The sequence below is a fragment of the Bradyrhizobium sp. 45 genome (assembly GCF_023073155.1).
Taxonomy (GTDB): Bacteria; Pseudomonadota; Alphaproteobacteria; order Rhizobiales; family Xanthobacteraceae; genus Bradyrhizobium; species Bradyrhizobium canariense_D.
In genome coordinates, this window is record NZ_JADPIX010000122.1 from 1,062,395 (window position 1) to 1,082,309 (window position 19,915).

Genomic DNA, 19,915 nt, shown 5'->3' on the forward strand with positions numbered 1-19,915 from the left:
AGAACGCGCCAAACCAGAATCTAGAGCCCCGTTCCGATTTCATCGGAAGGGAAATGGCTCTAGAGATGGCGAGCGTTTCGCTCCCATTCGACGGCTTCATGGCGGATTACGATTTTGCGATCATCGGCGGCGGCCTGAACGGTGTCAGCCTCGCGCGCGATGCCGCCGGCCGCGGCCTGCGGGTCATCCTGTTGGAGCAGGGCGATCTGGGCGGCGCGGCGTCGTCGGCAACGCCGCGGCTGATCCACGGCGACCTGTCGGTTCTGGAACGGCGCGGCTTCCGCCGGGTGCGCCGGGCGCTCGCTGAGCGCCGGATCTGGCTCCGGATCGCGCCGCATCTGGTTCGGCCGATGCGCTTCGTGATCCCGGCGCATTCCGACGAGCGCCCACCATGGCTGCTGCGCGTCGGCCTGCTCCTCTACGACAGCCTCACCAGCCGGAGCGGCCTGCCTGCAACGGCGACCCTCGACATCACGCATCATCCGGTCGGCAACGCGCTGAAACGACCATTCGGCACGGCCTTCGAATATTCGGATTGCGTCGTCGACGATTCCCGACTGGTGGTGCTCACGGCACTGGATGCGGCCGAGCGCGGCGCCGTGATTCGGACTGGAGCGCGCTGTGTGCGCGCCGATCGAACCGACACATGGCGGCTCGCGGTGGTCGACCGCGGCCATCGTCGCACGATCACGGCCCGGGCACTGGCCAACGCCACCGGCGGCTGGACGTCGATGGTCGCCGAGACCGTGCTGCGGCAGCCGCAACCCGCCGTGGCGGCGATGCAGATGAGCCAGATCATCGTCCCGCGATTGTTCGATTCCGATAACGTCTACGTCTTCCAGAACAGCGATGGCCGGCTGATCTTCGCGAGTCCTATCGCGCGCGATTTCACACTGATTGGAACAGTCACGCACGATTTCACCGGCGATCCTGCGATCGTCGCGATGCGGGGGGCCGACGTCAGCTATCTCTGCGAAGCGGCCAGTCGCTATTTCCGCGAGCGCGTTGCCCCGACCGACGTGGTGCGCGCGGTCTCCGGCGTCAACCTGACGCTGGCGTCCGCGCGCGGGCGTGATGGCACGACGCTGTTCGACGCGCGACGGCGCAAGGCGCCGCTGATCACGATGTTTGGCGGTGACGTCACCACCTCGCGCCTGCGGGCGGAGCGCGCGGTGACGAAGTTGACGCCGTTCTATCCGATGTCGCCGCCCTGGACCGCAGGCGCGGCGCTGCCGGGCGGAGATTTTGCCTGGGATCGTTTCGACACCGAGGTCGATCTTGCGCGTGACCGCTGGCGCTTTCTCTCGGAGGCGCAGGCCCAACGCCTCGTCGCGGCCTATGGCTCGCGGCTATCGGCTGTGCTTGCCGAGGCGAAGACCCGGGACGATCTCGGCCCCGCCTTCGGTCCCGAACTGACCGGGGCCGAGGTGCGCTATCTCATGACCCACGAATGGGCGCGTTTTCCCGAGGACATCCTGTGGCGCCGCTCCAAGCTCGGCCTGACGATGTCAGCGGGGGAATGCAATGCGCTGGCTGCGTTCATGGCGAATGCGTGAACGAACGGCCTCTAACCGGTTGAGTGAGGGACGATCGGCCGCTAGCGTGCGGCTTGATTGGGGTTGGCAGGAACCATGACTGACGAGTTGCCCAGAACAGACGCGGCTGCGGCTGCGGTCGGAGAGACGCAGCTCGCGGCCGGCGAGCCGTTGCTGCGCATCGAGGGCGTCGCCAAGACGTTCGGGACGTTCCGGGCCGTCGATGGCGTCTCGCTCGACATCAAGGCCGGCGAGTTCTTTGCGCTGCTCGGGCCCAGCGGCTGCGGCAAGACCACGCTTCTGCGCATGCTCGCCGGTTTCGAAGCGCCGGATCAAGGGCGCATTCTGCTCGGCGGCAAGGACATCGCGCAGGCGCTGCCGCATGAGCGGCCGATCAACATGATGTTCCAGAACTACGCGCTGTTTCCGCACCTGTCGGTGCGCGACAACATCGCCTTCGGCCTGAAGCGCGCCGGTATGGCGCGCGCAGACATCGCCACGCGTGTGGCGGAGATGGTTGCGCTGGTGAAGCTCGACGGACTCGAGAAGCGCAAGCCCGACCAGCTCTCCGGGGGACAGCGCCAGCGCGTGGCGTTGGCGCGTGCACTGGCGCGACGCCCGCAGCTCCTTCTGCTCGATGAGCCGCTCGCAGCGCTGGACAAGAAGCTGCGCGAAAGCACCCAAGGCGAACTGATGGAGCTTCAGCGCCGGCTCGGCATGACCTTCATCATCGTCACCCACGACCAGGAAGAGGCGATGACGATGGCGAGCCGGATCGGCGTGATGAGGGACGGCAGGCTGGCGCAGGTCGCGAGTCCCCGCGAACTCTACGAGGCGCCACGCTCGCGCTGGATCGCGGAGTTTGTCGGCGACATCAACCTGTTCGACGCCAAGTCCAAATTGCGCGACGGTCATCGTCTGGTCATAGGCACGCGCGATGCGGGACCGCTGGTGGTGGCGGAGCCGCGCGAGCCGTTCGGTGAGGTCAGATTATCGGTTGCGATCCGCCCCGAGAAGGTCAAGCTGTCGCGCCGTGGGCCGGCGAGGGAGGCCGGTCATGAGACGGCGATCAACCAGCTGGACGGCGTGATCGCCGACATCTGCTATCTCGGCGGCACCACCACTTACAAGGTGAAGCTCGAGGCCGGCGGGACGGTGCAGGCGTCGGTCGCCAACAGCGCGCGCCTTGACGTCGACGCCTACAGCGTGGGCCAGCCTGTCGTCGCCTGGTTCACGCCCGACGACTGCGTGGTGCTGCCGTCATGAGCGGGCGCCGCATTTTTGCGCGACCGGCTCACTTTGCCGCGATCGCGCCCTATGTCTGGATGGTGCTGTTCTTCCTGGTGCCGTTCGGCTTCGTGCTGAAGATCAGCCTGTCGCAGACGGCGATCGCGCAGCCGCCTTACGAGCCGGTGTTCGACCTGATGGCGGGATGGGGGGCGCTGAAGGCCGCCTTTGCCGCGCTGTCGATCGACAATTTCAGGCTGCTCGTCTCCGACGATATCTACGTGTTCGCCTATGTGCGTAGCCTCACCGTCGCCGTCACCGCGACCGCGCTGTTGCTCCTGATCGGCTATCCCATCGCCTACGGCATGGCGCGGCTGCCGGCGCGCTGGCAGGCCGTGGCGATGGTGCTGGTGATCGTGCCGTTCTGGACCTCGTTCCTGATCCGGATCTATGCCTGGATCAACATCCTCCAGCACGACGGCCTGCTCAACCAGATACTGCTGGCGCTGCATCTGGTTAGTCAGCCCGTGGTGTGGCTCTCCACCGACAGCGCGATGTATATCGGCATCGTCTATTCCTACCTGCCGTTCATGATCCTGCCGCTCTACGCCACGCTGGCCAAAATGGAGCCGGTGCTGGAGGAGGCCGCCTCCGATCTCGGCGCGCCGCGCTGGCAGGTGTTCTGGCTCGTCACCTTCCCGCTGTCGCTGCCCGGCGTCGGCGCCGGCGTGCTGCTGTGCTTCATCCCCATCGTCGGCGAGTTCGTCATTCCGGATCTCCTGGCCGGCTCCAATGCGCTGATGATCGGCCAGACCTTGTGGCTCGAATTCTTCACTAACAAGGACTGGCCGGTCGCCTCCGCCGCGGCCATCGTGTTGTTGGTGGTGCTGCTGGTCCCGCTGCTGCTGTACGAACGGCTGCAGAAGCGGCAGCTGGAACAGGGGCGGTGAGGCGATGCGCAAGGTCTCCCGTCTGTCCCGCTTCAACGTCGCCTCGCTTTCGCTGGGTCTGGCCTTCCTCTATCTGCCGATCCTGATCCTCGTGATCTATTCCTTCAATGCCTCGCGGCTGGTGACGGTGTGGGGTGGCTGGTCGCTGCGCTGGTATCACGAGTTCTTCAATGACCGCGCCATGATCGAGGCGGCCTGGATGAGCCTGCGCGTCGCGGTTTCGTCGGCAACCATTGCGACCCTGATCGGCACGCTCGCCGCCGTGGCGCTGTCGCGCGGCGAGCGGTTTCGCGGCCGCACCCTGTTCTCCGGCATGCTCTATGCGCCGCTGGTGATGCCGGAGGTGATCACCGGACTGTCGCTGCTGCTGCTGTTCGTGGCGCTAAACGCGGAGCGCGGCTTCTGGACGGTGACGATCGCCCATACCACGCTGACGATGTGCTTCGTCGCCGTCGTCGTGCAGTCCCGCCTCGGCTCGCTCGACCGCTCCTTGGAAGAGGCCGCGATGGATCTCGGCTACGACCCCCTGCGCGCGTTCGTGGCCGTAACGCTGCCGCTGATCGCGCCTGCGATCGTCGCGGGCTGGATGCTCGCCTTCACGCTGTCGCTGGACGATCTCGTGATCGCGAGCTTCACCACCGGCCCCGGCTCGGCGACGCTGCCGATCCGGATCTATTCGGAAGTGCGGCTCGGAGTGAAGCCCGAGATCAACGCGATCTGCACGCTGGTGATCGCCTTGATTGCTGTTGTCATCGTCATCGCCTCGCTCGCCTCGAAACTGTCGAGCTCGCAGGGCGAGAGCGCGGCGCCGCTATAACGGGAGGCGATGATGACGTTTGCCTATCAGGTCCTGGTGCATACGCCGCTCTGGGTCTGGACCTTGCTCGCCTATCTGGTCTGGCAGGGCATCAAGGCGATGCAGCCGCGCAAGACGCCGATCTGGCGTGCGCTGATCGTTCCGATCGTATTCATCGTCTGGGGCATTTCGCGGATTGGCTTCGGACATCAGGATAGCGCGTGGCCGCTGGTTGCCTGGGGCGGGGCCGCATTGGTGTTGTTGCCGATCGGCGTATTAACGTCGCGTCCGTTCGACGTCGATCACAAGACAGGCGAGATCATCCGCGCGGGTGGCGCCTTTGCGCTGATCCGCAACCTCGTCATATTCTCTCTGCAGTATGCGGTCGGCGTGATCTCGGCGGTCGATGCGAGCGACCGTGCACTCGCACTCGTCGTCGGCCGCGCGATTTCGGGCGCGACCGCGGGCTATTTCATCGGCTCGATGATCGCGCTGCTGGTTGCCTACCAAAGAAAGCGCGCCGTGGATCTCAGGACTTCACCGCACCGGCCGTGAGCCCGCCCACCATGTAGCGCTTGAAGGCGTAATAGACCGCGGCCGGCGGCAGCGCGTAGATGAAGCCGGTGGTCATCAACAGCTCCCACGGCGAGTCGTCGGCGGCGAGGAAGTTGCCGAGCGCGACCGGCAGCGTGATATCGGTGTCCTTGGACAAGAGCAGGAACGCGTAGAGATATTCGTTCCAGGCCAGCAGCACGGCATAGGTGCCGATCGCGACCAGCGAGGGCATCATCAGCGGCACATAGACCAGGCGGAACAGCTGCAGCGTGGTCGCGCCGTCCATCACGGCGGCCTCGTCGAGCTCGACCGGCAGCTTGTCGGACGCCTGCTTCAGCACCCAGATCGCGTAAGGCGAAGCGATTGTCACCATCGCCAGGATCAGCGACCAGTGATTGTTGAGCAGGCCGTAGTTGCCCATGGTGCGGTACATCGGCACGGCGAGGAACGCCGCCGGGATGAAGTAGGTGAACAGCGCGAGATTCATCACCCAGCGGCCGCCCGGCGCCTTAAGCCGCGAGATCGAGAATGCGGCGGCGGTCGCGACGAACAAGGTCAGCGCGCCTGCGGCCAGCGCGATCACCGTCGAGTTCCAGAACTGGATCCAGAAGTCTCGCAGGAAATAGTGCTCCTGGTAGAACACGATGTGAAAGTTGTGCAGCGTCGGATGATCCGGCCACAGCTTGCCCGAGAACGCGTCCTCCTTGGGCGAGATCGCGAACAGGAACATGTGGTAGATCGGAATCATGGTCCAGATGAAGACCGGGATGCCGATCAGCAGGAGCTTGGCTTCGGTGCCAACTTCGCGGAGGGTGGGAAGCTTCATCGCGACAACCGTTTCATCATGAAGTATATCAGCGGCAGCACGAGCGGTATCGCGCAGACGATAGAGGCCATCGCAAGCGAGAGCTGGTCGAGCCGGAGATAGCGGATGCCGAGTGTCGACAGCACGTGCGTGAGGTCGGCCGGCCCGCCGCCAGTGAGCAGATAGACGCTGTTGAAGTCGCCGAGCGTCCAGATCATCGAGAGCAGCGTGCAGGTGACGTAGAGCATCTGCATCGACGGCCAGGTGATGAAGCGGAATTTCTGCCACGGACTGGCGCCGTCGACCTCGGACGCCTCGTACAGATCCTGCGGGATCGCGAGCCGCCCGGTCAGCAGGATCAGCGTCCAGAACGGCAGCGACTTCCAGATATGCACGGCGATCGCCATGGTCAGCGCGACCGTCGGATCGTTCAGCCAGTTCGGCCCGTCATCGCCGGTGAGAGAGAAGATGAAATGGTTGACCATGCCCCATTCGGGATTGAGCATGAAGCGGACCGACAGGATGGTCGGGATCGACGGCACCGCCCAGGGCAGGATGAAGATCACCGACAGCCATTTGATCCAGGGGCGCTGCTGGGCGAAGAAGCCGGACAGGAACAGCGCGATCAGCATCTTCACGTTGATGCCGATGACCAGGAAGATCAGCGTGTTGACCGCGGCGCGCGCGAAGATCGGGTCGTTGTACAGCGCGACATAGTTCGCCGGACTGCGCGCCAGCCACAGGCCGTAGCCGACGGGATAGACGACGAAGGCCAGGAAGACGAGTAGATAGGGCACAAGCAGCAAGATGCCCCAGACCTGCTGCGTGGTCAGGCGCGCCGACAGGGGAGGGGCCGGAATTGTGTCTGAGCCGGAAAGTGTGATCGCCATATCGCATACCCACCGAAAGCAACCGGTCGCGGAGAGCCGCGACCGGTATTAGCATATACCTTATTGCAGTCCGAGATCAGCCCGCGACCGCCTTGATGCGGGCGATCAGCTCGTCGACCGCCTTGTCCACCGGCACCTTCTCGCTGACCACGCGGTTCATCGCCTTGGCCCAGACGTTCTCGTTGTTCAGGATGGTGAACTTCCAGTTCTTGGTGAAGTCGAACGCGGCGGTGCCGCCCTTGAACTGCGAGTAGACCGCCTTGCGATGCCGGTCAGCCTGCCAGAACGGGCTCTCTTGGCTTTCCTTCGTCACCGGGAACCAGCGGCCGAGCGCACCCTCGATATAGGGGCGGACGTTCTCTTCCTGGAGCAGGAAGGCGATGAACTGCTTGGCCTCGGCCTTGTTCTTGGCCACGGAGAAGACCAGCCCGGTCTTGACGTCCGAGCGGTAGCGGATCGTCGAACCGTCCGGAGCCTTCGGGAAGGACGCGGTGATGATGTCCTCGCCATAGGCCTTCTTGCCGGCTTCGCGCTGCTCGGGCGTGAGCGTCTGGTTCTGGGAATCCTCGAACCACTTCGCCGCGATCGAGATCGTGAAGTTGTGGGTCATCACGATGGTCTTGTTGTGGAACGCGACGTTGTTGTCGGGATCCTTCCAGGTCGTCGAGGACGGCGGGGTGCAGCCCTTGATGTAGGTGTCGGTGTAGTCCTTCATCGCCTTGATCAGGTTCTCCCGGACCTTGGGATCGTCGACCGTAAGCTTGCCGTCGTCGTCGACCAGCTTGACGTGATAGGCATCCATGAAGGTGTAGAACGACTGGAAAGCGTCGGTGGATTCCACGCCCATCGGCTGGCCGACGCCGTAGACGCGCTGGCCGGTCGCCTTGCGGATCCCCGGTTGCACCTTGTCGCACCAGAACGTCCAGTAGCCTTCCCAGTCGGTCGGGATGTCGGCGAGCTTGAAGCCGGCCTTCTCAAGCATGTCGTTCCAGATCTCGACATGCATGCTCTGCTGCTTCAGCGGGAAGCCGTAATAGGCCTTCTTCTTGGTGACGTCGTTATAGAGGATCGACGCATCCAGCGTGTTCTGCACGAACCGATCCTTGATCGGCTCCATGATGTCTGAGAGGTCCTCGAGCCTGCCTTCGTAGGCCCACTTGCCCTGGACCTGCACGTCGTAGGTGTCGGAATAGGCAACATCGGGCACGGTGCCTGAATCGAGTGCGGCGACCGTCTTCGGAATCATGTCCTGGATCGCGTACTGCGACAATTCGACCTTGATGCCGGTCTTGGCTTCGAACTTCTTGATTGTCTCGAGCAGCGCGTCGTCTTCGGAGCGGTAGAAGCCCTTGCCCCACCAGACCGTAATCGTCTTCTGCTGCGCAAATGCGGGTGCAGCGGCTGCAAACAGCCCGGCCGCAGCGACCGCCAGTGATACTGCGCCAATAACCTTGGATTTCACGTTTTTCTCCCTCAAACGGCCGGTGTTTTTAACCGGTCGTATAAAACACTAGCGCATGGCCGCTATCCGATCTAGCGGCTTCTTGTCAGACATAGGTCGTGGGGTGTCGGGCGAGAGGAGATGCTTAATGTGCGCATCGATCCAATCGCCGCATCAATTCGCCCTGATCAATTCGCGCCGATCTGCTGGCGCCGCTTGATCGCCGTCCTTAATTGGACTTCGCGCCTTCCTTGGCGTTCTCCGCCGTCGGCGCTTCGGCCGGTGCGGGACGTTTTCCGGTGCCGGTGATGCGCTCAATCGCGGAGCGCACCGCGTCGCCCGGCTTGCGGTCTTTCAGCATGTCGAGCAGGGGCGCAGAGGCCGGCGAACGGCGGATCAGGCTTTCCGGATCGGGGAAGACGAGGGGGTCGTCCCAGGGGCCCTGCACCACGAAGGGCAATTCGAACCCCGACGCGCTGTTGAGGCTGGCCACGCCCTTCATGTCGTATTCGCGCGTCGGCACCGAGGCGGTACCGGTCATGGTGATCTTCGCCGCCGGTCCTTCGACGCGGATGTCCTCGGCGGTGGCGACGCCGTCGGAGAACTTCACCGCGATGGTGAGATTGTCGTAAGGGGTAGAGCCGTTGCGGAAATTGCCGCCGCCGGACAGCGGCCGCCGCTCGAGCCGCTTCAGGAGCTGCTCGGCATTGAAGCCCGCGATCGCGCCGTCATGCCCGGTCACTGTGGCGCTGCCGTCGAGCGACTGCACGAGGCCGAACGGGCTCGAGCCGGACGCGAGGAGCGAGACGTTGATGTTGCCGCGCCCGGACAGCTTGTTGATGCCGAACAGCTCGGAGGCGCAGGCCTGAAGGTCGACGTCGGTGAACTGGAATTGCGCCTTGATGTCGGCGACGGTGTCGGAGCGCGCGATGCCGAACGAGCCCTTGGCGATGCCGCCATAGACCTGGGCCTCGCCGACCGAGAGCGCCAGCGTGCCGTTGCGGAGATTCGCGCCGATCGCGGTGCGGCCGAGTTTCGACGTCCCGACCGTCAGCTTGGCGGCCGACAGGCGCATGTCGAGGTCGGTGGTCGACAAGGCGTTGAGATCGAACAGCTGCCTGTTCCAGTCGCGCGCGCCGCTCGCGAGCAGGCGGAAAGTCGAGATATAGGGGGTGAAGTCGAGCGCGTCGGCTGCGAGCGTCGCCTGCAGCGTCTGCCGGCCGTTATTGGCGTAGGTCATCACGCCCTCGGCGGTGTTGCCGTCGAGCTCGACATTGACGTTGGTGAGCGCGATCGACGCGCCGACGACATTGGCCCGCGCCTTCAGCGCGAAACGGCCGAAGCCGCCGCTGGCGGGCTGCGGCTGGCCGGTCCAGCGCAGCGCGTTGCGCAAGGACGGGCTGTCGATGGTGAGCGTACCCTCCATCATCGGGCTGGTGCGATTGGCGACGCTGCCGTCGAAGGCGAGCTTGAGCGGTGCGCTCGCGATCCGCGCCTTCAACCCCGAGCGCTCGCCGGAGAGGGCGGCGACGAAATCGGAAAAGCTGATCGAGCCGTCGACCCGTTCGCCCCGCCAGTCGAATTGTCCGGTCGCAGCGAAGGAGCGCGAGATCGAGGGCCAGGCCAGCGACAGGTCGATGTCCTCGAGCTTCTCGGTGCCGTGCGTGGCGGCGTCCTCGTAATTGAGCACGCCGTCCTGGATCCGGATCTCGGAGAACGACACTTGATTCTCGGCGCCAGGCTTCATGGTGCGCGCGATGGTCTGGATGAACGGTGTCCAGTTGCTTTCACCGTCCGGCTTCAGGCTGACATGGATGCGCGGCCGCAGCAGCGTCAGGTCGGCGATCTCGAACCGTTGCAGCAGCAGCGGCAGCAGCCGCAGGTTCGCGGTGAGAACGTCGACATGGAGCGCGGGATCGCTGGTGCCGCCGCCCTTCAGCCCGACGTCATGGAAGGAGATGTAGCTTGCCGGCAGCACCGAAATGTCGATCGCGCCTGCGACGTTGACCTCGAGTCCGGTGACGTCGCGGATCTGCGTTTCCACGGCCTTGCGCAGTGCGTCGCGGTTGATGAGCCATGAGGTCGCGATCAGGGCGATCAGCGCCACGCCGAGCAGCGCCGCGATCGGCGTCCCGAGGCGCTTCATTCCTTGGGCCATGGTCAATGGCATGTCCTGATCGAGTTGGTCGCTGGAGCCAGAAGGCGGGCTGGGAAACCTGCGCGCCCCACGCCCAAGACCTATTGTGTTAAGTGCCGCAACTTGATGGGTTTTCTTGTCGCTTTCAAGGCCGCGGGAACGGTTGCGCCCACGGCTTGGGCAGCTTCTATCACCCGGGGGCGGAGCGGAGAACCCCGTATCATTGACGGCTTCGGACGATTTCGCCTAATAATCGCCGCCACTAAGGCGCGACGCCTGCAAGCCGAAGGTTCACTCGAAGGTAATTTGCATGAACAAGGTCTATCCCGACGCCAAGTCGGCTCTCGAGGGCGTTCTGAAAGACGGCATGATGATTATGTCGGGCGGCTTCGGCCTCTGCGGCATCGCCGAGACGCTGTCGGACGCGATCCGCGACTCCGGCGTCAAGGACCTGACGGTGGTCTCAAACAATGCCGGCGTCGACGGCATTGGCCTCAGCCGCCTGCTCGAAACCCGCCAGATCAAGAAGATGATCTCGTCCTATGTCGGGGAGAACAAGCTGTTCGCCCAGCAATTCCTCGCCGGCGAGCTGGAACTCGAATTCAATCCGCAGGGCACGCTGGCCGAGCGCATCCGCGCGGGCGGCGCCGGCATTCCGGCCTTCTACACCAAGACCGGCGTCGGCACGCTGATCGCCGAAGGCAAGGAAGTGAAAGAATTCGACGGACAGAAATACCTGATGGAGCGCGGCCTGTTCGCCGACCTCGCCATCGTCCACGCCTGGAAGGGCGACACCGCAGGTAACCTCATCTATCGCAAGACCGCGCGCAACTTTAACCCGATGATGGCGACCGCCGCCAGGGTCACGGTGGCCGAGGTCGAGCATCTGGTTCCGGCCGGTGAACTCAATCCCGACCACATCCACACGCCCGGTCTTTTCGTCAAGCGCATCGTCGAGGTCGGAACGGCCAAGAAGCGCATCGAATTCCGCAACACCCGCCCGCGCACGGCAGCTTGAGATCAGGAGACTAAGATGGCCTGGACCCGTGAACAGATGGCTGCGCGCGCCGCGAAGGAACTGCGTGACGGCTATTACGTCAATCTCGGCATCGGCATTCCGACGCTGGTCTCGAACTACATCCCGGACGGCATGGACGTCAGCCTTCAGAGCGAGAACGGCATGCTCGGCATGGGCCCGTTCCCGTACGAGGGCGAAGAGGACGCCGATCTCATCAACGCCGGCAAGCAGACCGTGAGCGAACTGCCGTCGACTTCGTATTTCTCGAGCGCGGATTCCTTCGGCATGATCCGTGGCGGCCACATGGATCTGTCGATCCTCGGCGCCATGCAGGTGGCCCAGAACGGCGATCTCGCCAACTGGATGATCCCCGGCAAGATGGTCAAGGGCATGGGCGGCGCGATGGATCTCGTCGCCGGCGTCAAGCGCGTGGTCGTGGTGATGGAGCATTCGGCCAAGGACGGTCCAAAGCTCCTGAAGCAGTGCAATTTGCCGCTGACCGGCGAGCGCGTGGTCGACATGGTCGTGACTGACCTGGCCGTCTTCACCATCGACAAGCACGGCAGCGGCGGCATGGCGCTGATCGAGCTCGCCGACGGCGTCTCGCTCGACGAGGTCAAGGCCAAGACCGAGGCCGAATTTCGCGTCGCACTGAAGAACACGTAAGGTTTTCGCGAAGGGGGCGCGCATGACGATACGGTCTGCGCGTCCCGAAGACGCCGATTTCATCGCACAAACCATCCTTTCATCGCAGCGCGGCTACCGGCCGCGCGGCTGGTTCGACGTTGCGCTCGGTTGGCCTGAAACACAGTGCCGCGATTTCATCGCGCACGTCGCAGCCGCTCGCGCGGTGTCGATGTGGCACGTCTCGCAATTTCTGGTCGCCGAGATCGATGGCAAGCCTGCTGCCGCCTTGTGTGCGCTACCGGCGGCCGGCACGGGACCAGCGGCTTGGCGTGCGATCGAGGAAGTCGCAGCCGCGTCCGGAATCGCCGCGGCAGAGCTGGAGGCCATCCGTCAACGCGGCGGCTACACCCGCGCCTGCTGGGTTCAGGGCGGCGAAGGCGATTGGATGATCGAGCATGTCGCGACCGATCCCGCCTATCGCGGCCGCGGCCTGGTGCAGTCACTGATCGCGCATGCGCTGGAGAAGGGGCGAGCGGCTGGATGTGCACGGGCGACAATATCGTTCCTGATCGGCAACGAGCCCGCCGAGCGCGCTTATACCAAGGCCGGCTTTGTCCTTGCCGAGGAGAAGCGCGATCCTGCCTTCGAGGCGATCATCGGTGCGCCGGGCTTTCGCATGTTTGCGCGGGTGATGTGATCGGTCTTGAAAATCAAGCCGCCGTTGCCGCCAATGGCCGGGCGCCTTTGCGCCATGCGGTGATGGTGCAGCCGAAATGGCCGCGAAACCAGCGGGCCATGGCGCTCTGTGCGGAGAAGCCGAGCTGCACGGCGATGTCGGCCAGCGGCCGGCCGGGGTCGTCGATGAGCTGGACCACGAGATCGGCGCGCTGCGCGTCGAGAATGGCCGAGAAGCTGGTGCCGGCTTCGGCGAGGTGGCGGTGGATGGTACGCCGGGTGCAGGCGAGGTGTTCGGCGACGCGCTCGACCGTGCAGTCGCCGCCGGCGAGCAGGAGACGCACGACCTCGTCGACCTTCTCCTCCCAGCTTGCCGGCCGCGTCTCGATCGCCTCGATCCGCTTGCGCAGATAGCTCGCGATCAGCGGATGCGCGCTCGGGATCCGGCGCTCCATGTCGTGTGCCGACAACAGGATCGAATCGGCCTCCGCATTGAAGGTCACACGGCAGCCGTAGAACTCGCGGTAGCGTTTGCGGTCGAGCGGCGGTGGGTAATGCAGGTGAACTTCCTGCGGCCGCCAATCGCTGCCGAACAGCGACTGGATGATGCGGTGGACGCTGCCGAGCGCCATGTCGATCGACTGGCGCGGCGCGGTCGGCTGCCGGCCGCGCAGGTGCTGCGTGACGGTCACGGTCTGCTTGTTGCGGGTGACGTCCAGCTTCATGCCGTCGTGATGGATCGGGATGAAGCGCGAGAAGGCTTCGATGGCTTCACCAACGGTCGCCTGTTCGCGCACGATCAGGCCGACCGCGCCGAAATTGGTCAGCCCGCCGCGTTCAGCAAGCCGCAAGCCGAAATCTTCGGCGCCGGACGCCTCGGCCGACAATTCGAGCAGACGGCGGAGACCGGTGACGGCAATGGGCGTGTCGGGCTTGTCGAGGCAGGCCAGCGGCAGCCTGACCTTGCGCATCATGTGTTTGGGGTCGAGCCCGACCGACCGGGCGACCTCCGGGTAATAGCTCAAGCCCGCGCTGCGAATGAGGTCGGTCATGCGACCCGTTCCTGCCGGACATCCCGCAGATGTCCCGAAATGTAAAGTTTCTGTCCCGATCCGTCAAATCCGGGAACCGGGTGGAACATACATAAGTAAAACCGAAGCACGGGCGTGAATGCCGTGCATATGACGGCGCGGCGCGACGAGGCCCCGCTGCCGTCTCGGACCATTTGACCCAAGACATTGCTGGATCGGAATTATGCCGGGGAACATGCTTTCCAAGGGTGAGGTATTCGTCATCGACACCGATGCCGCCTCCCGCGAACAATTGTCCACCGCGCTTCAACAAAGCGCATACAACGTGATCTGCTTCGCCGACGGCGCGTCTCTGCTCTCGGAGGCCAAGGCGCGGATGCCGGCCTGCGTGCTGCTGGAGATGCCGCCCGATCGCTCCGGTCTCGACGTGCTCAAGCGCCTGCGCGAGGAAAACTGCATGGCGCCGGTGCTGGTGACCGCGACAAACGGCAGCATCGCCATGGCGGTGGATGCCATCAGGAGCGGCGCGGCCGACTTCATCGAGAAGCCGTTCCGCACCCGCGACATCGTCGACCGGATCGATGCCGCCATCGACGAGTTCGCGCAGCCGGGCTCCAACCGGCAGCGGTGGTTGCCCGGCTGCGAACCCCTGTCCGCGCGCGAAGGCGACGTGCTCGAGCATCTCGCCGCGGGCCTGACCAACAAGGAGATCGCCCGGCGCATGCATCTGAGCGCGCGCACGGTCGAGGGCTATCGCGCCGGCATTCTGAGGAAGGCCGGTGCGAAGAACGTGACGGACCTGCTTCGCCGCATCTTCGCGCAGGGTTCTACCCCTCAGGATTAAGCGCTCCGTCGCGGGCCTTGCTGCCGCCGCGGCGGCGCCCCACGGAAACCCCAATCGAACCAGTTCCTCCCCTGCCGCGTCCAACCGTGTTGGCGAGGCATTGGATCGCGCGTCCGGCTGGCGGCGGCGATGACTTGGAGGAGGGACTTGATGCGCATCACCGCAAAATGTTTGGCAACGACGAGCCTGGTTCTGGTGACCACGGCATTCGCGTCGTGGTCATGGGCCGCCGAATTGGACGCCACATCGGCGATCGATACCGTTACGGTTTACCCCGATGGCGCGACCGTCACCCGCGTCATCGCGGTGGACCTGCCGTCTGGTGACTCGACGCTCATTGCCAAGGACTTCCCGCTTGGTCTCGACACCTCCTCGATCCGGGTGGAGGGTGAGGGGGGAGCGAAGCTCACCATCGGTACGATCGATGCGCGAACGCCGCGTGCGGCGCCGGTCAATCTGCCGGAGCTGGACAAGCGCATCGAGGCGCTGAACGACCAGCGCGCCGACCTGCAAGGCGCGATCGACTCGGCCATTGCGCGGCGCAAATTCGCGGAGCACTTTGCGGAAGCCTCTCCCGCGGGCATCGGCGACAAGGGCGAGGCGCGGCCGATTGCCGAATGGCGCACGGCCTTTGCCGCCGTTGGCGACGAAATTGCGAGCGCCGATACCGCCGTTCGCGACGCCACGCGCAAGATGCGCGAGATCGATCGGCAGATCGCCCAGCTCGAAGTCGAGCGCAAGGCCAAGCCGCCGAGCAAGCTCGAAGTCCGCATGGACATCGCGGCGCCGGCAGCAACCAAGGCGACGTTGCGGGTCACCTACAATGTGCGTAATGCGCGCTGGCTGCCGCTCTACGACGCCCGGCTCGATACCGGCGCGAAGGACCGCAAACCGCAGCTCGAGCTTGTCCGCCGCGCCGAGGTCACGCAGGCGACCGGCGAGGACTGGTCGAACGTCGCGCTCGGCGTCTCCACGGTCCGCATCGGCCGCGGCGGCAGCGCGCCGGAGCTGAATTCGCTGGTCGCGCAGTATCCGCAAGTGCCGAAGCCGCGGGCGCTGGGCTCAGTTTCGGATTCGGCAATGCCTGCGGCGGCGCCCATGCAGCAGCGCAAGATGGAAACTTCCGCGGCCAAGGCGGCGGACGATATCCGCGAACGCGCCGAAGAGCAGCAGGCGGTCGCCGAGATCGGTGACTTCCAGGCCACCTACAAAATTCCCGGCCGCGTCAGCCTCGGGGCCGCCGAGGGCGCCAAGAGCCTGCGCATCGCCTCGATGACCGTGCCCGCCGATCTCATGGTGCGCGCGGCACCGGTGATGGACCCCACCGCCTTCCTCGAAGCGAGCTTCAAGCAGACCGACGACACGAGCCTGTTGCCGGGCAAGGTCGCAATCTATCGCGACGGGACTTTCGTCGGCCGCGGCAAACTCTCGGCTTCGGCCAAGGACGATATCGTGCGGCTCGGCTTCGGCGCCGACGACAAGGTCAGGATCGAGCGCGCGGTGCTCAAGCGCAACGAAGGTTCGGCCGGTCTCCTGGTCACGACGTCGAAGACCGACGAGCGATCGTTCAAGACGACGATCCGCAATGGTCACGACTTCCCGATCAAGGTCGCGATTGAGGATCAATTGCCGGTCAGCGAGAACGAGGACATCCTCGTCGAGATGCTGCCTGCGACCACGCCGCCGACCGCAAGCAACATTCGCGACCGGCGCGGCGTGCTGGAATGGTCGTTCGACGCCAAGCCCGGCGAGGTCAAGGACATCAACTTCGTCTGGCGCATTCGCTGGCCGAAGGACAAGAGCATGGTGATCGTGCCGGCGGGTTGATGTGCGGCGCCGAGGTGCGAGTTGTCTTTACCTCGTGCTCGCTCACTGTCCGTCATGTCCCGCCTAGTGCGCAGTTACGCACGAGGGCGGGGCATCTAGTACGCCGCGGCCTCACGATTTGATCGCTGGCGCCGCGGCGTACTGGATCGCCCGGTCGAGCCGGGCGATGACCCGCGTTGAGAGAGCGCTGGCTTACTTCGCCTTCAGGAAGTCCGCGACATCGAGCAGCATGAACTCGTCGTCGTCGGCCTTGTTGGGATCGCGGCTGGACGAGAACGGCAGATTGTTGTCATTGCCGACGATGATGTGGGTTTCGTCGACACGATCGACGTTCTCGATGGTGAAGAACGGGAACGTGTAGACGCCGTCATTGAGCGGCTTCTTCGCCTTCTTGTCGGGATCCCTGATCTTCAGGAGGTCGATGTAGCCGATCTTGCGCACGGGCTTGCCGACATTGGCGTCGGTGAGCTCGATCTTGTAGACGCGCTTGAACTTGGCCACGTCGGGGAAGCAGTTCTCGCCGCGGGTGCCTTGCGGGCAGGCCTTTTCGGGCGTGCCTTCGCCGTTGTCGCGCTCGATGATCAGGCCGGCGCTCGGGTCGATCATGTTGAAGTCGCCGATGGCATTGCCGTTCTGCTCGAACACATACTGCCAGTAGCGGCCGGTGAATTTTTCCGCGGCGACGTCGAATTCGAGGATGCGCGAGGCTTCCTTGCCGTCGACCTTCTCCCAGTCCTTTTTCTCGGCATCCCAGAGCGGCCCCTCGAGCAGGCCGTAGAGAAACTTGCCGCCTTTCGAGGCGGCGAAGCCCTCGTAACCCTTGGAGCGTCGGAGGTTGACGTTGGTGTAGGTCGCACCCGGCGCGCCCGGGGTCGCCACCGCCCAATGATCCGGCGATCGCACGGGCTTACCGTCGGCGACCGTCTCGAATACGGCCAGAATCTTGCCGGTCTTGTCGGCCTTCAGGATGTAGGGGCCGAACTCGTCGCCGATCCAGAAGGTGTCGCCGATAATCTGGAAACCTTCGGTGTCGAAGTCGGAGCCGGTGAGGTAACGCCTCTCGGTGTCTTCATGCACGATGCGGAACGGCACGCGTCTGTCGGGATCGTGCAGGAACACGGTCTCCAGCCGCTCGATCTTGCCGCCGGCCCAATCCATCCTGTAGCGGTTGAGGTACAGCATCGAATCTGGCGAATTGGCGCGCGCGCCCATGCCGTTGTCGGTGATGACCCAGAAAGTGCCGTCCCCCATCGACTTGATACCGGAATGGCCCTGCAGCGGCTGGCCCTTGAACGGCAGCGACACGCCGGTGGCCCGCTCATAGGACTTGCCCATCACCGTGCCGAGCGCGTCGACCCGCTTCCCGGTGGTGTATTTACCGGATGTCTTGAGATCGGCGGGAGCATCAGCCGGCGCGTCGATGAACGTGGCGGCCGGCATCACGACGTGGCCGGCGAGCTTGGCGGGGAATTCGCCTTCGCTCTGCGCCAGCGCGGAGCTCGCGGTCAGAATGATCGTTGCGACGGTACTAAGCAAAGTCGCGCGCATGTGCGTCTCCTGTTAACGGAGGCCGTCTTATGCGGACCGCGCATTGCAGTTTTGTGAAACCGGGCCAAACGCCGCAGCCGACAGCTACTCCTTGACCGCGCCCGTCAGCGACGACACGTAGTAATCGACGAACAGCGAGTAGAAGATCGCAACCGGCAGCGAGCCGAGCAGCGAGCCCGCCATCAGCGCGCCCCACTGATAGACGTCGCCGGTGACGAGCTCGGTCAGGATCGCGACCGGCACCGTCTTGTTGGCGCCGCTCTGGATAAAGGCGAGCGCGTAGATGAACTCGTTCCAGGACAGCGTGAAGGAGAAGATGCCGGCCGAGATCAGGCCGGGCACCGCCAGCGGCAGCGTGATCCGCCGCAGGATCTGGAGCCTGGTGGCACCGTCCACCAGCGCGCATTCCTCGAGCTCGTAGGGGATCGACTTGAAATAGCCGATCAGGAGCCAGGTGCAGAACGGCACCAGGAAGGTCGGGTAGACCAGGATCAACGCAAGCGGGCTGTCGAACAGGCCGAACTGCACGACCACGGTCGCGAGCGGAATGAACAGGATCGACGGCGGCACGAGATAGGCCATGTAAATGCCGAGGCCGACATAGGGACTGCCGCGGAAGCGCAGGCGCTCGATCGCATAGGCGGCCAGCGTGCTCGCGATCAGCGACAGCGTAGTCGCCCCGACCGCGACCAGCATCGTCGTCCACAGCCAGCGCGGATAGGCGGTGTCGAACAACAGGTGCTTGATGTGGGCCAGCGTCGGCGAGGAGATCCAGAAAGGGTTGTGCTCCTTGTAGTTCATCAGCTCTGCGTTCGGCTTGAAAGACGTGATCGTCATCCAGTAGAACGGAAATAGGAGGATCAGCACGAAGCAGCCGAGCGGCAGATAGATCATCATCAGCCGCCGCAGCCCGGAATCCCAGGCCATGGTGTCCGGCGGCGTGGTGGCGACGGCGGCCGGCTCGGCGGCGGTATCAGTCATTGCTCTCTCCCTGCTGCCATTTGCGGCGCGCCAGGCCGAAATAAGAGAACAGCGTTGCGAACACGAGGAACGGGATCATCGACACCGCAATCGCCGCGCCCTCGCCGAGCTCGCCGCCCGCAATGCCGCGCTGGAAGGCCAGCGTTGCCAGCAAATGGGTTGAGTTGCCGGGGCCGCCCCGGGTGATGGCGTAGACCAGCTGGAAATCGGTGAAGGTGAAGATGATCGAGAAGGTCATGACGATCGCGAGGATCGGCATCATCATCGGGAAGGTGATGTAGCGGAACCGCTGCCAGGCGCTGGCGCCATCGAGCATCGCGGCTTCGTAGAGCGAGGGCGAAATGGTCTGCAGGCCCGCCAGCAGCGAGATCGCGACGAAGGGAATGCCGCGCCAGATATTGGCGGCGATCAGCGAGAAGCGCGCCGGCCAGGGCGAGCCGAGGAAGTCGATATTGGTGGTGCGCCAGTGCAGCACGTCGACCAGAAGGTAGGAGATGATCGAGAACTGCGGATCGTAGATCCACCAGAACGCCAGCGCCGAGAGCACCGTCGGCACGATCCAGGGCATCAGGATGATCGCACGCAACAGGCTCTTGAACGGAAAATGGTTGTTGAGCAGCAGTGCGAGCCAGAAGCCGAGCGCGAACTTTCCAAAGGTCGCGATCCCCGTGTAGACCACGCTGTAGAACACCGCGTTCCACCACAGGGAATCGGTGAGCAGATACTGGAAATTCTCGAAGCCGACGAAGACGCCTTTTCTGCCGATCGTCGTGTCGGTGAAGGCGAGCCAGATGCCGAGGCCGAGCGGATAGGTCAGGAACACCGTGAGCAGCCCGATCGCAGGTGCGAGGCACATCACGATCAGGAACGGCTTGTAGTCGAACAGGCGCACCAGCCAGGAGGGTTGCCGGTGCACGAGGGCAGGAGAAGAGAGTGTGGTCACGGACATCGGTTTGTTGTCCCGTCTCTGAAAGTCACCAGGCCCGTCACTGCGAGGAGCCCGTAACAAAATTGCGAAGCAATTTTGC

General features: G+C 64.3%; 18 protein-coding genes. 10 read left to right on the forward strand and 8 right to left on the reverse strand.

The genetic code is table 11. From position 1 onward, the window contains the following. The first annotated feature begins 98 nt into the window (after positions 1-98). The 5 genes from IVB42_RS25510 (at position 99) to IVB42_RS25530 (ending at position 5,063) form a co-directional block, all read left to right on the forward strand. Positions 99-1,556 carry a glycerol-3-phosphate dehydrogenase gene (locus IVB42_RS25510; RefSeq protein WP_026232603.1) on the forward strand — a complete coding sequence of 486 codons (1,458 nt, stop codon included), beginning with the start codon at positions 99-101 and terminating at the stop codon, positions 1,554-1,556. Positions 1,557-1,631: 75 nt separating this feature from the next. After that, positions 1,632-2,801, forward strand: a complete 1,170-nt coding sequence (locus IVB42_RS25515; RefSeq protein ID WP_026232604.1) for an ABC transporter ATP-binding protein — start codon at positions 1,632-1,634, stop codon at positions 2,799-2,801. Then, positions 2,798-3,712 (forward strand): ABC transporter permease, encoded by a 915-nt coding sequence (locus IVB42_RS25520; protein WP_018453830.1) that lies wholly within the window; start codon positions 2,798-2,800, stop codon positions 3,710-3,712. The genes IVB42_RS25515 and IVB42_RS25520 overlap by 4 nt, the downstream gene beginning before the upstream one ends. Positions 3,713-3,716: 4 nt before the next feature. Beyond that, positions 3,717-4,529 carry an ABC transporter permease subunit gene (locus IVB42_RS25525; protein ID WP_018453831.1) on the forward strand — a complete coding sequence of 271 codons (813 nt, stop codon included), beginning with the start codon at positions 3,717-3,719 and terminating at the stop codon, positions 4,527-4,529. A 12-nt stretch (positions 4,530-4,541) separates the two neighbouring features. After that, complete coding sequence (locus IVB42_RS25530; protein ID WP_018453832.1) at positions 4,542-5,063, forward strand: DUF6622 family protein; 522 nt, start codon at positions 4,542-4,544, stop codon at positions 5,061-5,063. Here IVB42_RS25530 and IVB42_RS25535 read toward each other — a convergent pair. The 4 genes from IVB42_RS25535 to IVB42_RS25550 form a co-directional block, all read right to left on the reverse strand. Continuing rightward, entirely contained in the window at positions 5,038-5,889 is an 852-nt protein-coding gene (locus IVB42_RS25535) for a carbohydrate ABC transporter permease (protein ID WP_018453833.1), read from the reverse strand. The two genes, IVB42_RS25530 and IVB42_RS25535, sit on opposite strands and share 26 nt — an antisense overlap. Then, on the reverse strand, positions 5,886-6,758 hold the full coding sequence (locus tag IVB42_RS25540) for a sugar ABC transporter permease (protein WP_018453834.1): 873 nt from the start codon (positions 6,756-6,758) through the stop codon (positions 5,886-5,888). The genes IVB42_RS25535 and IVB42_RS25540 overlap by 4 nt, the downstream gene beginning before the upstream one ends. A 76-nt stretch (positions 6,759-6,834) precedes the next feature. After that, complete coding sequence (locus IVB42_RS25545; RefSeq protein ID WP_018453835.1) at positions 6,835-8,220, reverse strand: ABC transporter substrate-binding protein; 1,386 nt, start codon at positions 8,218-8,220, stop codon at positions 6,835-6,837. 208 nt (positions 8,221-8,428) lie between these two features. Next, positions 8,429-10,357, reverse strand: a complete 1,929-nt coding sequence (locus IVB42_RS25550) for an AsmA family protein (RefSeq protein WP_162496341.1) — start codon at positions 10,355-10,357, stop codon at positions 8,429-8,431. A gap of 289 nt (positions 10,358-10,646) precedes the next feature. Between IVB42_RS25550 and IVB42_RS25555 the strand changes: the two genes are divergently transcribed. Genes IVB42_RS25555 through IVB42_RS25565 form a run of 3 tightly spaced genes read left to right on the forward strand, consistent with a single transcriptional unit; the run spans position 10,647 to position 12,678 of the window. Then, entirely contained in the window at positions 10,647-11,354 is a 708-nt protein-coding gene (locus IVB42_RS25555; protein ID WP_018453837.1) for a CoA transferase subunit A, read from the forward strand. 15 nt (positions 11,355-11,369) lie between these two features. Next, the gene (locus IVB42_RS25560; protein WP_007596236.1) at positions 11,370-12,020 is read left to right on the forward strand and encodes a CoA transferase subunit B; all 651 of its coding nucleotides are present in this window, start codon (positions 11,370-11,372) and stop codon (positions 12,018-12,020) included. A gap of 22 nt (positions 12,021-12,042) precedes the next feature. Beyond that, entirely contained in the window at positions 12,043-12,678 is a 636-nt protein-coding gene (locus IVB42_RS25565) for a GNAT family N-acetyltransferase (RefSeq protein WP_018453839.1), read from the forward strand. A 13-nt stretch (positions 12,679-12,691) separates the two neighbouring features. Here IVB42_RS25565 and IVB42_RS25570 read toward each other — a convergent pair whose 3' ends face one another. Next, positions 12,692-13,708 carry an AraC family transcriptional regulator gene (locus IVB42_RS25570; RefSeq protein ID WP_018453840.1) on the reverse strand — a complete coding sequence of 339 codons (1,017 nt, stop codon included), beginning with the start codon at positions 13,706-13,708 and terminating at the stop codon, positions 12,692-12,694. A gap of 202 nt (positions 13,709-13,910) precedes the next feature. Between IVB42_RS25570 and IVB42_RS25575 the strand changes: the two genes are divergently transcribed. Continuing rightward, on the forward strand, positions 13,911-14,531 hold the full coding sequence (locus IVB42_RS25575; RefSeq protein ID WP_026232606.1) for a response regulator: 621 nt from the start codon (positions 13,911-13,913) through the stop codon (positions 14,529-14,531). A 150-nt stretch (positions 14,532-14,681) separates the two neighbouring features. Beyond that, a complete protein-coding gene (locus IVB42_RS25580; RefSeq protein WP_018453842.1) occupies positions 14,682-16,358 on the forward strand; it encodes a mucoidy inhibitor MuiA family protein in 1,677 nt (558 codons plus the stop codon). A 192-nt stretch (positions 16,359-16,550) separates the two neighbouring features. On the opposite strand, the gene IVB42_RS25585 is transcribed toward IVB42_RS25580, so the two are convergent. From IVB42_RS25585 to IVB42_RS25595, 3 genes are all read right to left on the reverse strand, one after another. Then, complete coding sequence (locus IVB42_RS25585) at positions 16,551-17,906, reverse strand: esterase-like activity of phytase family protein (RefSeq protein WP_247294061.1); 1,356 nt, start codon at positions 17,904-17,906, stop codon at positions 16,551-16,553. 84 nt (positions 17,907-17,990) lie between these two features. Then, complete coding sequence (locus IVB42_RS25590; RefSeq protein WP_018453844.1) at positions 17,991-18,887, reverse strand: carbohydrate ABC transporter permease; 897 nt, start codon at positions 18,885-18,887, stop codon at positions 17,991-17,993. Then, positions 18,880-19,836 carry a sugar ABC transporter permease gene (locus IVB42_RS25595; RefSeq protein WP_018453845.1) on the reverse strand — a complete coding sequence of 319 codons (957 nt, stop codon included), beginning with the start codon at positions 19,834-19,836 and terminating at the stop codon, positions 18,880-18,882. Before IVB42_RS25595 ends, IVB42_RS25590 begins: the two co-directional genes overlap by 8 nt. Between the last annotated feature and the right edge of the window lie 79 nt (positions 19,837-19,915).

Bases quoted from the DNA above. Each gene is read 5' to 3' on its own strand.
- IVB42_RS25570 (WP_018453840.1), bottom strand. From the start codon at position 13,708: ATGACCGACCTCATTCGCAGCGCGGGCTTGAGCTATTACCCGGAGGTC.
- IVB42_RS25540 (WP_018453834.1), bottom strand. From the start codon at position 6,758: ATGGCGATCACACTTTCCGGCTCAGACACAATTCCGGCCCCTCCCCTG.
- IVB42_RS25535 (WP_018453833.1), bottom strand. From the start codon at position 5,889: ATGAAGCTTCCCACCCTCCGCGAAGTTGGCACCGAAGCCAAGCTCCTG.
- IVB42_RS25560 (WP_007596236.1), top strand. From the start codon at position 11,370: ATGGCCTGGACCCGTGAACAGATGGCTGCGCGCGCCGCGAAGGAACTG.
- IVB42_RS25575 (WP_026232606.1), top strand. From the start codon at position 13,911: ATGCCGGGGAACATGCTTTCCAAGGGTGAGGTATTCGTCATCGACACC.
- IVB42_RS25550 (WP_162496341.1), bottom strand. From the start codon at position 10,357: ATGGCCCAAGGAATGAAGCGCCTCGGGACGCCGATCGCGGCGCTGCTC.
- IVB42_RS25580 (WP_018453842.1), top strand. From the start codon at position 14,682: ATGCGCATCACCGCAAAATGTTTGGCAACGACGAGCCTGGTTCTGGTG.
- IVB42_RS25595 (WP_018453845.1), bottom strand. From the start codon at position 19,836: ATGTCCGTGACCACACTCTCTTCTCCTGCCCTCGTGCACCGGCAACCC.
- IVB42_RS25515 (WP_026232604.1), top strand. From the start codon at position 1,632: ATGACTGACGAGTTGCCCAGAACAGACGCGGCTGCGGCTGCGGTCGGA.
- IVB42_RS25530 (WP_018453832.1), top strand. From the start codon at position 4,542: ATGACGTTTGCCTATCAGGTCCTGGTGCATACGCCGCTCTGGGTCTGG.
- IVB42_RS25565 (WP_018453839.1), top strand. From the start codon at position 12,043: ATGACGATACGGTCTGCGCGTCCCGAAGACGCCGATTTCATCGCACAA.
- IVB42_RS25510 (WP_026232603.1), top strand. From the start codon at position 99: ATGGCGGATTACGATTTTGCGATCATCGGCGGCGGCCTGAACGGTGTC.
- IVB42_RS25520 (WP_018453830.1), top strand. From the start codon at position 2,798: ATGAGCGGGCGCCGCATTTTTGCGCGACCGGCTCACTTTGCCGCGATC.
- IVB42_RS25525 (WP_018453831.1), top strand. From the start codon at position 3,717: ATGCGCAAGGTCTCCCGTCTGTCCCGCTTCAACGTCGCCTCGCTTTCG.
- IVB42_RS25585 (WP_247294061.1), bottom strand. From the start codon at position 17,906: ATGCGCGCGACTTTGCTTAGTACCGTCGCAACGATCATTCTGACCGCG.
- IVB42_RS25555 (WP_018453837.1), top strand. From the start codon at position 10,647: ATGAACAAGGTCTATCCCGACGCCAAGTCGGCTCTCGAGGGCGTTCTG.
- IVB42_RS25590 (WP_018453844.1), bottom strand. From the start codon at position 18,887: ATGACTGATACCGCCGCCGAGCCGGCCGCCGTCGCCACCACGCCGCCG.